Origin of the sequence: Mesorhizobium sp. M7A.F.Ca.MR.245.00.0.0, from assembly GCF_003997415.1 — a bacterium.
Lineage (GTDB): Bacteria > Pseudomonadota > Alphaproteobacteria > Rhizobiales > Rhizobiaceae > Mesorhizobium.
The window spans coordinates 1-13,145 of record NZ_RZTE01000002.1; the positions used below are offsets into that span (position 1 = coordinate 1).

A 13,145-nucleotide genomic window follows, 5' to 3' on the forward strand; every position below is an offset into this window, starting at 1 on the left:
ACGATCTCGGCGGCGTGCATGACGCGATGCCCTATCTGGTGCAGCAGAACAGGCGGGTCGGCGGCGAGCCAATCCAGTCGGTCGCGTGGCCGTCGCATCCGATCATCGCCGGCGGCCAGCATGTCGTCGTCGTCGGCGGCGGCGATACAGCGTCCGACTGTGTCGGCACGGCCTTCCGCCAGGGCGCCGTGCGTGTCACCCAGCTCGACATCCGCCCGCAGCCGCCGGAGAAGGAAGACAAGCTTTCGGTCTGGCCCTACTGGGCGACCAAGATGCGCACCTCGTCTTCGCAGGCCGAAGGGGCGGAGCGCGAATTCCAGGTGGCGACGCTCGAATTCATCGGCGAGGAAGGCCAGCTGACCGGCGTCAAGTGCTGCGAGGTCGACGACAAGCGCAAGCCGATCGCCGGCACCGAATTCGTCATTCGTGCCGATCTCGCCTTCATCGCCATCGGCTTTGCCGGGCCGGCTGCGGCCGGGGTGGCGAAGGAATTGGACGGTGAGATGAAGATCGCCACCGACAGCCGCCGCTCCAGGAATGTCGAGGCCAATGACCGCGACTACAGGACCAGCGTCGACAGGCTGTATGCCGCCGGCGACGTGCGTCGTGGCCAGTCGCTGGTCGTCTGGGCGATCCGTGAGGGCCGCCAGGCGGCACGCTCGATCGACGAGGCACTGATGGGGTCGAGCGTTCTCCCTCGTTAGGGATTGATCGCCGTCGTCGTGTCGGTTGCCGCCGCCGTCGTCGCCGGCCCCGTCTTGGGCGGCCAGGAGAAATCGTCGGCGCGGCCGGGCGAAGGCGAATTACGGTGACAGTGCTGGACTGCACCCCGTAAGTGAGACACGGGAATTGCGGTGACAGGTTTGGACTGCACCCCGTAATTCTACATCAGCCCGACGAAGAGCGCTAAACGTGAGGGATATGTGTTTATTGGATCTCCTAAGCCTCCCAAGGTGAGTTGCATAGCGGTTGGCTTAACCGTTGCTGTTCTGGCGGTTGGCGCATCGTTCTTGGCACCTATGAACGTGCTTGCGGGCGCGGCCGAAGCTCAAGCGGCGTATAGCGCCCAAAATTATGGCGAGGCTTTCACGCAATGGAAGCTGTTGGCGGAGCGAGGGGATGCCGCCGCCCAGTTCAATCTCGGGATCTTGTACGCACACGGGCAAGGAGTTGCGCAAGATAAGACGCTCGCTGTGTTCTGGTGGCACAAGGCTGCCGACGCAGGGAACCCGGATGCCGCTTACTATCTTGGCTCTTGTTATGCCATTGGCGCGGGGGTTGAAAAGGACTTTTCGATGGCAGCGCACTGGTTCGGCGAAGCGGCAGAAAAGGGGCAGGCTCAGGCTCAAAGCCAGTTGGGCAATTTGTATTGGCAAGGTGACGGTGTCGCGCCCGACAATCGGCTGGCATTCAACTGGTGGTCGAAGGCCGCAGCAGTTGGTGTCGCTGAAGCTCAGTACAATGTTGCGGATTCCTATGCTGCAGGACGAAGCGTTGCCAAAGACGACAACCAAGCATTCGTATGGTTCAGCAAGGCGGCGAGCCAAGACTATGCTCCTGCTCAATATGAGCTAGGCGTGATGTATTCAAAGGGCATTGCCGTAGCTGTGGATGAAGTCAAAGCGGCTGCCTGGCAACGCAAGGCAGCCGAGCAAGGATACGCGGTTGCGCAAACGGTGTTGGGGGCTAGGTATGCGCAAGGTGCCGGGGTAGCTCAAAGTGGCCCCGATGCGATCATCTGGTGGCTCAAAGCCGCAAATCAGGGAAATGCCGATGCTCAACTGAGTTTGGGATTCGCCTACGCCACGGGAAAAATTGTGCCTAGAAACGAGGTAACTGCCGTCGCTTGGTGGCGTGCAGCCGCTGAAAAGGGGAATGTCGACGCGCAGTTCAATCTTGGATTTCTGTACTACAACGGTGTAGGTGGTCGCCCTGACTATACTCTTTCCGCGCTCTGGCTCGATAAAGCAGCAAAGAATGGCAGCACAAAAGCGCAATTCTACCTTAATATTATGAAACAGAAGGGCATTTTGTAGGGAATTACGGTGACAGTGCGCTTTTATTCTGCTCGCCGGAATCTGTAATGTCGGGCGTGTCAGCACGCAGCCGCTAAATTATGGATTGATCGCCGTCGTCGTGTCGGTTGCCGCCGCCGGCCCCGTCTTCGGCGGCCAGGAGAAATCGTCGGCGCGGCCCGGCGAAGCCACGGATGCCTTGCCCTCGACCACCAGCCTCTCACCTGGCAGGTCCGGATTTGCCTTCGCTGGCGGGGCCGCGCCAAGCAACTCGGAGCCGCCGTCGAGTGCCGGATCGCTGAGCAGCATCGGCGCGGTGCGGTCGATGACGATGGGTGCCGCGGCAGGCGCCGGCGCCTCGACAGGGGCGCCCGCCGGAGCGGACGGTGTAACCACGCTTCCCGGCGCGGTCAGGCCGAGGATCTTCAGCAGCGGTTTTTCGGTATAGAAAGCGAGCTTGCGCTTGCCCGCCCTCGAGACGTTGATGCCGTCATCGGCGCGTAGCCGCACCGGCTGGCCGTTGATGTCGGGGCCGCTGGTGACGAAAGCACCGTTCTCATCGACAAAGCCGTCCCAGACGTCGACGAATTCACCGCCATGGCTTTCAGCGGCCTGATGATAGATGTCGTTGAAGGCCAGCATGTCGGAGGTCATCTTCGGCACCCGGAACGCCGGCATGCCGACCCATAGGAAGGGTACCTTTGCCTCCGCGATAGCTTTTCCGAACGCTTCGTTCCGGCGCTCATATTCCTTGGTCCAGGTTTCAGAGCGGGGCTGCTCGCGCACGTCGCCCACCTTCATCTGCTGGCGGTCGTTGGAACCCAGCATGACGATCACGGCGGCAGGTTTTTCGGTCTCGATCAGCGATTTGATCTGTTCGGGCCAGTTGTAGAAATCATCGCGCACGAAGCCGGACGAGCCATTGCTGCGAACGACGATCCTGACGCCGGTATTCTCGGCAAAGGCGGTGTCGAGGCCTTCGGCGAGGCCGGCCGCCATGAAGTCGCCGACCACCAGGACGGTGCGGGCGTCCGGTGCCTTGTCGACCACCGGGATTTCCGGTTCCGCGGGCGGTCGCGGGGCGCGGGGTTTTTTCGCCTTGGGCCTGGGCCTTGCCTTCTGGATGTCCTGCGGCGGCTCGATGCGCTCGCTGCGGCGCGGGAACAGAAGGTCGCGCAGCGACCAGCCGCGGTTTTGCTGCTCCTGCGCCATGGCCGGCGCGTGAAAGGCGCCAGCCACACCGACGGTGAGCACGATCACGGCCAGGATGAGCACCGGCATGCGACGAACAAGCCCTGCGATGCGCGCAGCCGAAGCCAATCGTTTCCTCCATCCCTTGGCGCAGCAAATGCCGCGCCAACCAGATTGCTACAGTGTCCTTTGCGCGCCCGAAAGGCCGCGCGGCACCGCAGGCGGCTCTATTTCTGCCGGAGCCACTTCAGCACTTCCATGCTCGGGTAACCGTCCTGGGTCAAGCCGGCCTTGGCCTGGAAGGCCAAGATGGCTGATTTCGAGCCGTCGCCGATCTTGCCGTCGAACTTGCCGTCATAAAGGCCATGTTGGGAAAGCCGCTGCTGCAGCTCCTGCCTTTCCTCGAAGGTGAGCTTGGTGAAAGGCCGCTTCCAGTCCTGCACGAGACCGCTGGAGCCGGCGATTTCGTCGGCAAGAAGGCCGACGGCCAGCGCATATTTGTCGGCGTTATTGTAGGCTTTGATGACCGTGAAATTCTTGATCATCAGGAAGGCCGGCCCGTTGCGGCCGTCCGGCACCTTCAGCGTCGCCTTGTCGGAGCCGTTCTTGAACGGCTTGCCGTTGGCCCTGACCACGCCGAGCGCCTGCCATTGCGACAGTGTTTTCGAGCCGCCGGGAAGCTTTCCAGCGGGCAAAGCAACCTCGTAGCCCCAGGTTTTGCCGGCCTGCCAGCCATTCTTCTTCAACAAGTTGGCGGAGGTCGCCAGCGCATCGGGGATCGAATTCCAGATGTCGCGTTTGCCATTGCCGTCCATGTCGACGGCATAGTGCAGATAGCTGGTCGGGATGAACTGGGTATGGCCCATGGCGCCGGCCCAGGATCCGCTCAGATGGCTTTCGTCGATATCGCCGGTCTGCAGGATCTTCAGCGCGGCGACCAGCTGGGTGCGGGCGAATTTCGCCCGCTTCGGATCGGCATAGGCCAAGGTCGCCAGCGAGCGCACGACATTGCGCATGATGTCGTCGCGCTTGAGGATCTCGCCATAGTTCGATTCCATCGACCAGATGGCCAGCAGGATGTAGCGGTTGACACCGAACCTGGCCTCGATCCGGTCCAGCCACGGCTTCCATTTCCTGGCCATCTGCTGGCCGACGGCGACCGACTGGTCATGGACGCGGTTGTCGAAATAGTCCCAGGCAGGGGCCGTGAATTCAGGCTGCGTACGCGCCTTCTCCAGCACCACCGGATCGATATCCCTGATGTTCCTGAAGGCCTGGTCGTAGAGGGCGCCGGAAACGCCGCTCTGCACGGCGGTGGCGCGGAAGCCGGCGACCCACTGCCGGAAACCGGCATCGGCGAAAGCGGGGCCAGGCATCAGCAGAGCGAGCGATAGGCTGGCTGCCGCCATGACGCTGGTAAAAATTTTTGCGGCATTGCGAACGGACATCTTTTCCTCCTTCTCTGTCTCAGGAAAGACCATTCATCGCCGAACCAGGTTAGGAATTAGTTTACCATAGGCGCCACCGGGAACGAAAAGACGCTTCGAAGCTTTACCGGTGGACATTCCTCTCAGTTGCCCAGCAGTCCCGAATTCCGGCGTGAAAATGTCTTGGAACGGGGATTGCGGAGCTGGCCCTCAAACGGATAATTGAAAGCATGAAGAGAGTTCGCAAGGCAGTCTTCCCGGTCGCCGGTCTCGGCACACGGTTTCTCCCGGCCACCAAGGCTGTCCCCAAGGAAATGCTGACCGTCGTCGACCGGCCGGTGATCCAGTATGTGGTGGATGAGGCACGCGAGGCCGGCATCGAGCATTTCATCTTCGTCACCGGCCGCAACAAGGCCGTCATCGAGGACCATTTCGACATCCAGTTCGAACTCTATGACACGCTGGCCCAGCGCGGCAAGGACGACCAGCTCGCCCGCCTGCAACGGCTGCAGCCGGCGCCGGGGCAGACCAGTTTCACACGCCAGCAGGTGCCGATGGGACTTGGCCATGCCGTCTGGTGCGCCCGCGAGCTCGTCGGCGACGAGCCCTTCGCGCTGTTGCTGCCCGACATGATCATGCAGTCGGAGAAGAGCTGCACGAAGGCAATGGTCGAGCTCTACGAGGAGACCGGCAACAACATCATCGCGGTGCAGGAATGCGCTCCCGCCGAAACCCACAAATACGGCATCGTCGGCCGCGGCGAGGACACGCATCACGGTTTCCGCATCACCGAGATGGTGGAAAAGCCGAAGGCCGGCACCGCGCCGTCCAATCTTTACATCAACGGCCGCTACATCCTGCAGCCGGAGATCTTCAAGATCCTTGAAGGCCAGGAAAAAGGCGCCGGCAACGAGATCCAGCTCACCGACGCCATGCTGAAGCTGGAAAAGCAGCAGCCTTTCTACGGCTACCACTATCGAGGCCGCACGTTCGACTGCGGATCGCCGGAAGGTTTTGTCGAGGCCAATGTCGCCTTCGCGCTGTGGCGCAGCGACATGAACGAGAACATGGCCGGTGTGATCCGCACGCTTCTCGATGAGATGAAGCCATCCGAGCGCCGCGGCGCCGCATCTTAAGTCGATGTCGATGTTCAGCCGGTCCGCGGAGGGCCGGTCTGATCTCAACGCACGTTTGGCACGCAAGTCCTCAGCGCTGCACTTTCACGCCGAGGAAGATGCTGTTGGCGGTGTAGTCCCGGCCCGGCAGATTGCTGGTCAGCTTCTCGGTCCTCACCCTTGTGGTGAGGCCGGCGTAGCGGTTCAGCCACCAGGTCAGTCCGGCCTCGGCGCTCAACACCCTGTCATGGCCATCGATGCCGATGTAATCACGCCAGTCGAGGCCCAGAGCCGCATTGGCGGTGAGGTTGGCGCGAATCTGGCGTTCGCCGGTCAGGCGACCGGAATAGAGGATGTCGCCGCTTTCGCCCGATGTGGTCGTGGGCTCGACGGTGGTCCGCCCGGTCAGGCCGATCGTGGTGCCGCGCTCCGGTGACCATTTGAGGTCGGCGTTGACGGTGGCACCCGAGATCGCATCAAGGTTTTTGTCGTCGATCGCTTCCCTGAGCCAGCCGGCCGAGAATTCGCCCGACAGCTTCTCGCCCATGTCGAGTGCAAGGCCAGCGCGGGCGCCGAGCCGCGTCGACGAGCGCTCGAAGCCTTCATTGTCGATGCGTTGATCATAGGTCCGGCGGCCGACCTCGATTTCAGTGAACGGGGTCAGGGCAGGGGAGATCTCGTAGCCGGTGCGCAACGTCGCTGTGTAGAGTGTGGAGTCCTGATCCTTCTGCGACAGCGAGGTGCCGTCCGAGAGCTTGGCGTCGCCGTAAAAATCGTGCGAGACCGCGCCGGTTAGCGTGTACTGCATCTTGCCGAGATGCTTTTCGACGGCGAGGCTGCCATCGATGGTCTGCCGCAGCGGTTGCTTGCTGACGCCGGCAATGGCGTCCGGTGATGATGCCGATTCCGGCACGGCCTCGTAGCCGAGCTTGGCGATGGCGCGCAACTCATTGTCGAGGTCGACATTGAGCTGGCCTTCGATGCGCCCTTGCGCGTCGTGAACCGGGTAACCCGACACGGTCTCGCGAAAAAGGCCATAGCCGTCGATCGTGGCTGAGTTCTCGCGCCAGTCGGAGGCGGCGGAAAAGCGCAGCGCTGTCTCGGACAGCAGCGCCGACGTGCCGGCACTGCTCGAATCGCCGTTCGAGGTGGCGGTCAGGCCCTGTTCGATCGTCGGCCGGATGACGAAGGAGCCCCATTTCACGCCGGTGGCGGCAAACGGATCATCCTCCGGTTTCTTCTTCTGGCCTTCGATGGCGTCCGTGCGCTCCGCGCCTGGGTCGAGCTTCTGCCTGTCGGCACTGTCGATGGTGAGGGCGCGGCGGTTGGCCGTGTCCGCATCGGTGTCTTCACCATCGGTGGCGTCCGTCGTGGAGGCGGTGATGTCGGAGGTGTCGGCCGTCGATTTCTTCTTCTTTTTCGACTTGTCGGCAGCCTTGTCCTTGGCCTGGTCAGCAGCATTCTGCCCGGCAGTCGATGAGCGGCGGCGAGGCTTGGGCGGCGCCGCGATGTCGGCGGACGTGTCGTCAGTGGCTGCCGGCGGGTCGAAAAGGCTGCCGGTCGCGGTGGCGTCGCCAGTGTCGGCGTCGTCTGGCACGGCACCGGCGCTGGCCGGCAGATAGGTGCGGGCCGGCGCATTGTCCTGCGCGGCATTGGCCGGCTGTTGACCCTGCGCTGCCAGGGCCAGCTGTCTCGCCTTGCGCTGCTGGTCGGACAGGATCGCCGATTCCGAAACCTCGCCGCGCAGTTCGGTTTCCTGGGCATGGAGCGCAGTCGGGCGCAGCAAGGCAAACATGCTGGTTGCCAGCAGCAAGGCGCAGACCGCCTTGCCCTTTCTTCCTGTCGAATTTTCTGGCTGGGCCCCGGACATCGCCACCACTGCTTGCGCGGCGCACGCGCGCCATACTTACCGAACCGTAAATGGGGATGGTTAACGGAGGGTTGAGGCGGCGGCCCGTCAACCAGCTGAAGCGCTGATTTCCAAAGGGATTCATACCGCCTGCGTTAAGCTTTTGGTTTTCGCGCCTGCCGTCGTCAAAACCACCGCGCACGTTCGGGCAACATGCCTTGGGCCATTTCTGTTGGACAGCGCGCCGGCAAAGCGCTAATCGCATCAGCCATGCATGCGGGATCCCTGGATAAGAAACCTTCGGACAGGCAAGCCTCGATCGCTTCGGCGCTGAGGACGGTGGCGACAGAACAGGCTGGGGTTGCAGCCCTTGCCGAGGCCTTGGAGAACGGATTGGCCGCGCCTTTCGCGCAGGCGGTCGAGATGATCTCCGGGATTGAAGGCCGGCTCATCGTCACCGGTGTCGGCAAAAGCGGCCATATCGGTTCGAAGATCGCGGCGACGCTGGCCTCGACCGGCACGCCGGCTTTCTTTGTCCATCCCGCAGAAGCCAACCACGGCGATCTCGGGATGATCGCCAGGGACGACGCCATCATCGCCATGTCGTGGTCGGGCGAAAGCAAGGAACTGATGGGCATCGTCGCCTATTCCAGGCGCTTCTCCATCCCGCTGATCGCCATCACCGCCGGAGAGACATCGGCGCTGGCGCGGGCGGCGGACGTGGTGCTGTTGCTGCCGCGCGCGCCTGAAGCCTGCCCGCACGGCTTGGCGCCGACGACATCGACGCTGCTGCAACTGGTGATGGGTGACGCGCTGGCGATCGCGCTGCTCGAAGCACGCGGCTTCACGCCGGATCATTTCCGCACCTTTCACCCGGGCGGCCAGCTCGGCGCCAACCTGACGCAGATCCGCGAGATCATGCATGTCGGCGACAGGCTGCCGCTGGTGGTTGCGGGCACCGGCATGCATGACGCGATCCTGGAACTGTCGCGCAAGGGATTTGGCTGCGTCGCGATCACCGACGCAGACGGTGCGCTGGTCGGCATCATCACCGATGGCGACATCCGCCGGCACATCGGCAGCAACCTGCTGGCGATGACGGTGGATCAGGTGATGACAAAAGGCCCGAAGACCGCGACGCCGGACACGCTGGTCGCAACGGCGCTGCAGACGATCAACAATTCAGCCATCACCAGCCTGATGGTGGTGGAGGGCCGGAAACCAGTCGGCCTCATCCACCTGCACGACCTGCTGCGTATCGGCGCCGCCTAAGGTGTGCTGATCTTAAGGTGATGCCGGCCTGCAAACGACGGTTTCCTGCGCTTCCGCTGCTCACGTACCCAAAGTACGCTCCGCTCCGGTTCTCGGAACCCACCGTTTTCGACTCGGCCTGACCTGAATCTCAACACACCTTGTCCAAGCGGTGGGTTTCAAGAATTCAGACAGCCTCGACGGTCAATTCCAGATCCGTATCGGCCGCGCCCGTCACGCGCACTTGCGTGCCGGCCGGCAAATCCGGGCCGGAGACACGCCACAGCGTATCGCCCAGCTTGATGCGCCCGCGTCCGTCCCGGATCGGCTCGGCAAGTGTCGCCATCCTGCCGACCATTTGCGCGCCGCGCCGGTTGAGCAGCGGCTGGTCGGTCGGGTCGTTGCGGCTGCCGACCAGCTTCTTGCCGACATAGGCCGAGACCAGCGACAGCGCCAGGAAGGCGAGGACCTGGACCTGCCAGGTCCAGAAGCCGGCGTCCCAGACCAGCAGCGACACGGCGCCGATGATCAGCGCGGCGATGCCGATCCACAGCATGAAGATACCCGGCGCGATGACTTCCATCACCAGCAGGATGAAACCGAGTACCATCCAGTTCCACGGGCCGAGTTCGGAAACGATGCGGTCGATCATTGGTTTCGACCTCAGTTGTCGGTTGGGCGAACGACCGGCGGGCGCGCGGCCTGCCTCTGCGAGCCGGTCGTGCCTTCGCTGCGGAAGACTTCCTTGGCGATTTCGCCAATGCCGCCGAGCGAACCGATCAGCGACGATGCCTCGAAGGGCATCAGCACGATCTTGCTGTTGGTGGCCGTGCCGATCCTGCCAAGCGCTTCAGTGTATTTCAGCGCTACGAAGTAGTTCAGCGCCTGCACATCGCCTTTGGAGATCGCTTCCGACACCACCTGGGTGGCGCGGGCTTCCGCCTCGGCCGAACGTTCGCGCGCCTCGGCATCGCGGAAGGCGGCTTCCTTGCGGCCCTCGGCCTCGAGGATCTGCGACTGCTTGAGGCCTTCGGCGGCAAGGATCTGGGCACGCTTGTTGCGTTCCGCGGTCATCTGCCGGCCCATCGATTCGATAAGGTTGGCCGGCGGGTTGATGTCCTTGATTTCGACGCGGGTGATCTTGATGCCCCACGGGTGGGCTGCCTCATCGACGACACGCAGCAGGCGCTCGTTGATGGCGTCGCGGTTCGACAGGAGTTCATCGAGATCCATCGAACCCATGACGGTACGGATGTTGGTCATCGTCAGATTGAGGATGGCGTTCTGCAGGCCGGAAACCTGGTAGGCGGCCTGCGCCGCGTTGAGGATCTGGAAAAAGGCGATGCCGTCGACACCGACAATGGCGTTGTCGCGGGTGATGATTTCCTGGCTCGGAACGTCAAGCACCTGCTCCATCATGTTCATCTTGGCGCCGATACGGTCGATGAACGGGAAAATGAAATTGAGGCCTGGGCTCAGTGTCTTGGTGTAACGGCCAAAGCGCTCCACCGTATAATTGTAACCTTGCGGGATTGTCCTGATGCCTTTGATCAGCAGCACCAATACCAGAAGTGCAAGTGCACCAATCGCAATATCGAAACCACTGAAATCCATTTGGCTCTCCCTCAGACGAAGGCCGCACAAGCCATTCTCGCGCCGCCGACTTCACCAAAGACTTAAGTGTATTTCAGATGCGTTACAATCAGGTGATGATGGATTGTTTATAGGGTTGCACTCAGCGGTTGAAGGCAAACAATCTTGCATCCATGTCATCCAGCCCGTTGATCGAAGCCGGGACAATCTCGGAAGCGACCTGCGAGAAGGTGATGCCGTTGCCGCCGTAGCCCATCACCGCATGGATGCGCGGGTGGCGGGGAATGGCGCCGATATAGGGCAGGCCGGTGGTCGTGGTGCCGAACGAGCCGGTCCAGGCAAAATCGGGTCTGGTGTCGAGATGCGGAACTATCAGGCCGAGCTTCTCGGCGATGCGTGTGCTCTTGTCGGCGATCAGCGCGTCGCGCCGCGCTTCGTCGATAAAATCCTCGTCCTCGCCGCCGCAAATGACCCGGCCGTCGACCGTCGTGCGCATATACAGATACGGCTCCGACGCTTCCCAGATGAACGCTGCGTCCGGCCAGAGCTTTCGCGGTTGCGGGCGTGTCGCAATCGCCCATGTCGAGATGATCCGGTGGGCCGCGGCCGGCACGATGTCGACAAGTTCGTAGCCGGTGGCCAGAACAACATGTCGTGCGGTTATGGTCGGGCCATCCCTGGTCGCGACGACAACAGCTTCGGCGCTGTCCTCGATCATTGTGGCTTCGACGGGGGCATAGAAGCGTGCCTTGCGCTCCAGGGATTTCAGCAGCAGCCCAGCCGTCAGCTTGCGTGGGTCGAGGGCGATATTGCCGTGGCCGAGAATGGCGCCTTCGCGGTCGATGCCGAACTTCTCGGCTAGCTGTTGTCGGGTTAAGCAGATGGCGCCGATGCCGGCCAGCCGACGTGCCTCGGCCTCGTCGCGCAGTTCCGGCGGACCAAGCATCGTGCCGGCCAGATAGAGTGACGGCATGCGGCTCAGGCCACAGTTGATGCCGAGTTCGGCAATGCGTCCGGCGAGATTGGAGACAGCGAGCCGCGAGCGTCGCCAGGCCTGCTGGGCCGAGGCTCTGCCGACCATCTTCGAGAGCGTGGAGAGAGGCTGGTCTATTTCGAATGCCACCAGTGCGGTGGTTGCGGCCGTCGAGCCCTTCAGCGGGCCGCGCCGGTCGATGCAGATGACCCGATGGCCATCGGCCGTCAGCGCCTCGGCCATCATGGCGCCGCTGATGCCCATACCGACGACCAGCACATCCGTGTTGACGTCCCGGATCAGGCCGTCCGTCGGCACCGCAGGCGCGCGATAGGCCGACCAGACGGGCTGGCCAGTTCTGAGGTCGAGTTTGCGGGGCATCGCATTCTCCGGAGGCGCGCCTTAACGCCCCGGAGCTTGTGTTGTTCCGGGTTAGACCCAGCCGGACAGTTCGCGCCGCACCATCGCCTCGATCACCGCCATCCCTTCCGCGCTATCGTTGAGGCAAGGTATATGGGCGAAATTTTTGCCGCCGGCATGGTGGAAGGTTTCAGCCGCCTCGCGGCCGATCTCGTCCAGCGTCTCGATGCAGTCGACGGAAAAGCCGGGATTGACGATAGCGATCGACTTGACGCCGTCCTGCGCGAGTTTTTCCACCGTCTTGTCGGTATAGGGCTGCAGCCATTCCTGCGCGCCGAAGCGTGACTGGAAGGTGATGATCAGTTTCTTGTCATCCCAGCCGAGCCGTTCGCGCAACAGCCGCGTCGTCTTCTGGCAATGGCAATGATAGGGGTCGCCCTTCTCGAAATACGGTTTTGGAATGCCGTGATAGGAGGTGATGACCACCTCCGGCTCGAAGTCCAGCGTCGCCAGATGCCGTTCGATCGAGCGCGCCAGCGCTTCGATGTAGACCGGCTCGTCATAGTAGGGCGGCACGCTGCGGATGGCCGGTGCGCGGCGCATCTTCATCAGCGCGCGAAACAGCTGATCGTTGGCTGTTGCCGTGGTCGTCGCCGAATATTGCGGATAGAGCGGAAAGGTAAGGATGCGGTCGCAGCCCTGGTCGACCAGACGCTGGGCAATGCTGGCGGTTGAAGGGTTGCCGTAGCGCATCGCCCAGTCGACGACGACATCAGGCAGGTCGCTCAGCGCTTCGGCCAGCTTTTCGGCCTGGGCGCGGGTATAGGTGCGCAGCGGCGACTCGTTCTTTTCCCGGTTCCAGATCCGGGCATAGTTGGCGCCCGACTTCTTGGGCCGCGTGGTGAGCACAAGGCCATAGAGGATCGGATACCAGATCGCCCTGTTGAGCTCGATGACGCGCGGGTCGGACAGGAATTCACGGAGATACCGCCACATCGGCTTGAAATCGGTGCCGTCGGGCGTGCCCAGATTGACCAGCATGACGCCGATCTTGCCCGCTTTGACCGGCGGATGCCCAGCGGGCAACGGGCCGGGCGCCTTTGCGGCCTTGGGTTCGGCAGGGGTGGGAAGCGTCATAAGGGTTCTCCGGAAGACGCGAACCTAACCATCTTGCGCGCGCATTCAATGCAGCGTCTGGCCGCACCTTAAAGCGGATTGTCTGAATGGATTCAGACGACCCGCTTTAAGCCTTTGTTTTTATGCACCTCGTTCTCCCAAAACCGAGGTCACTTTGGGGCGACATGAATTAGCCCGAAAACAGGACGCCCGTCCGGTTTTCGGACGGGCGGTGTCATTCAGGCATATAGCGGG

11 protein-coding genes are annotated in these 13,145 nt (G+C 62.5%); 4 read left to right on the forward strand and 7 right to left on the reverse strand.

Translation table 11 applies throughout. From position 1 onward, the window contains the following. Both EOB80_RS03045 and EOB80_RS03050 read left to right on the forward strand, forming a co-directional pair. A partial coding sequence (locus EOB80_RS03045; protein ID WP_164762495.1) for an FAD-dependent oxidoreductase occupies positions 1 to 704 on the forward strand: 704 nt, incomplete at its 5' end. A 315-nt stretch (positions 705 to 1,019) separates the two neighbouring features. Next, positions 1,020 to 2,036, forward strand: coding sequence for a tetratricopeptide repeat protein (locus EOB80_RS03050; protein WP_127326635.1), 1,017 nt, complete (start codon positions 1,020 to 1,022; stop codon positions 2,034 to 2,036). A gap of 78 nt (positions 2,037 to 2,114) precedes the next feature. On the opposite strand, the gene EOB80_RS03055 is transcribed toward EOB80_RS03050, so the two are convergent. Then, positions 2,115 to 3,335 carry a DUF459 domain-containing protein gene (locus tag EOB80_RS03055; RefSeq protein ID WP_127326636.1) on the reverse strand — a complete coding sequence of 407 codons (1,221 nt, stop codon included), beginning with the start codon at positions 3,333 to 3,335 and terminating at the stop codon, positions 2,115 to 2,117. Positions 3,336 to 3,433: 98 nt separating this feature from the next. Beyond that, entirely contained in the window at positions 3,434 to 4,654 is a 1,221-nt protein-coding gene (locus EOB80_RS03060; protein ID WP_127326637.1) for a lytic murein transglycosylase, read from the reverse strand. 209 nt (positions 4,655 to 4,863) lie between these two features. Between EOB80_RS03060 and galU the strand changes: the two genes are divergently transcribed. Next, positions 4,864 to 5,769 (forward strand): UTP--glucose-1-phosphate uridylyltransferase GalU, encoded by a 906-nt coding sequence (gene galU / locus EOB80_RS03065; RefSeq protein ID WP_127270261.1) that lies wholly within the window; start codon positions 4,864 to 4,866, stop codon positions 5,767 to 5,769. A gap of 70 nt (positions 5,770 to 5,839) precedes the next feature. Here the strand turns inward: galU and EOB80_RS03070 are convergent, their stop codons facing one another. Further along, positions 5,840 to 7,618, reverse strand: coding sequence for an outer membrane beta-barrel protein (locus EOB80_RS03070; RefSeq protein ID WP_164762496.1), 1,779 nt, complete (start codon positions 7,616 to 7,618; stop codon positions 5,840 to 5,842). Positions 7,619 to 7,867: 249 nt separating this feature from the next. Between EOB80_RS03070 and EOB80_RS03075 the strand changes: the two genes are divergently transcribed. Continuing rightward, positions 7,868 to 8,869, forward strand: a complete 1,002-nt coding sequence (locus EOB80_RS03075) for a KpsF/GutQ family sugar-phosphate isomerase (RefSeq protein WP_127272680.1) — start codon at positions 7,868 to 7,870, stop codon at positions 8,867 to 8,869. A gap of 166 nt (positions 8,870 to 9,035) precedes the next feature. On the opposite strand, the gene EOB80_RS03080 is transcribed toward EOB80_RS03075, so the two are convergent. The 4 genes from EOB80_RS03080 to hemH form a co-directional block, all read right to left on the reverse strand. Continuing rightward, positions 9,036 to 9,500, reverse strand: coding sequence for an NfeD family protein (locus EOB80_RS03080; protein WP_127269754.1), 465 nt, complete (start codon positions 9,498 to 9,500; stop codon positions 9,036 to 9,038). A gap of 11 nt (positions 9,501 to 9,511) precedes the next feature. Then, the gene (locus EOB80_RS03085; RefSeq protein ID WP_127269753.1) at positions 9,512 to 10,462 is read right to left on the reverse strand and encodes an SPFH domain-containing protein; all 951 of its coding nucleotides are present in this window, start codon (positions 10,460 to 10,462) and stop codon (positions 9,512 to 9,514) included. 121 nt (positions 10,463 to 10,583) lie between these two features. Then, positions 10,584 to 11,795, reverse strand: a complete 1,212-nt coding sequence (locus EOB80_RS03090) for an FAD-binding oxidoreductase (protein WP_127326639.1) — start codon at positions 11,793 to 11,795, stop codon at positions 10,584 to 10,586. Between the two features lie 51 nt (positions 11,796 to 11,846). Next, on the reverse strand, positions 11,847 to 12,911 hold the full coding sequence (gene hemH, locus EOB80_RS03095) for a ferrochelatase (protein ID WP_127326640.1): 1,065 nt from the start codon (positions 12,909 to 12,911) through the stop codon (positions 11,847 to 11,849). Positions 12,912 to 13,145 lie beyond the last annotated feature (234 nt).

What these genes read in the sequence shown, in the direction of transcription:
- EOB80_RS03050 (WP_127326635.1), top strand. Translation starts at nt 1,020, where the DNA reads ATGAACGTGCTTGCGGGCGCGGCCGAAGCTCAAGCGGCGTATAGCGCC.
- EOB80_RS03060 (WP_127326637.1), bottom strand. Translation starts at nt 4,654, where the DNA reads ATGTCCGTTCGCAATGCCGCAAAAATTTTTACCAGCGTCATGGCGGCA.
- galU (WP_127270261.1), top strand. Translation starts at nt 4,864, where the DNA reads ATGAAGAGAGTTCGCAAGGCAGTCTTCCCGGTCGCCGGTCTCGGCACA.
- EOB80_RS03070 (WP_164762496.1), bottom strand. Translation starts at nt 7,618, where the DNA reads ATGTCCGGGGCCCAGCCAGAAAATTCGACAGGAAGAAAGGGCAAGGCG.
- EOB80_RS03075 (WP_127272680.1), top strand. Translation starts at nt 7,868, where the DNA reads ATGCATGCGGGATCCCTGGATAAGAAACCTTCGGACAGGCAAGCCTCG.
- EOB80_RS03080 (WP_127269754.1), bottom strand. Translation starts at nt 9,500, where the DNA reads ATGATCGACCGCATCGTTTCCGAACTCGGCCCGTGGAACTGGATGGTA.
- EOB80_RS03085 (WP_127269753.1), bottom strand. Translation starts at nt 10,462, where the DNA reads ATGGATTTCAGTGGTTTCGATATTGCGATTGGTGCACTTGCACTTCTG.
- EOB80_RS03090 (WP_127326639.1), bottom strand. Translation starts at nt 11,795, where the DNA reads ATGCCCCGCAAACTCGACCTCAGAACTGGCCAGCCCGTCTGGTCGGCC.
- hemH (WP_127326640.1), bottom strand. Translation starts at nt 12,911, where the DNA reads ATGACGCTTCCCACCCCTGCCGAACCCAAGGCCGCAAAGGCGCCCGGC.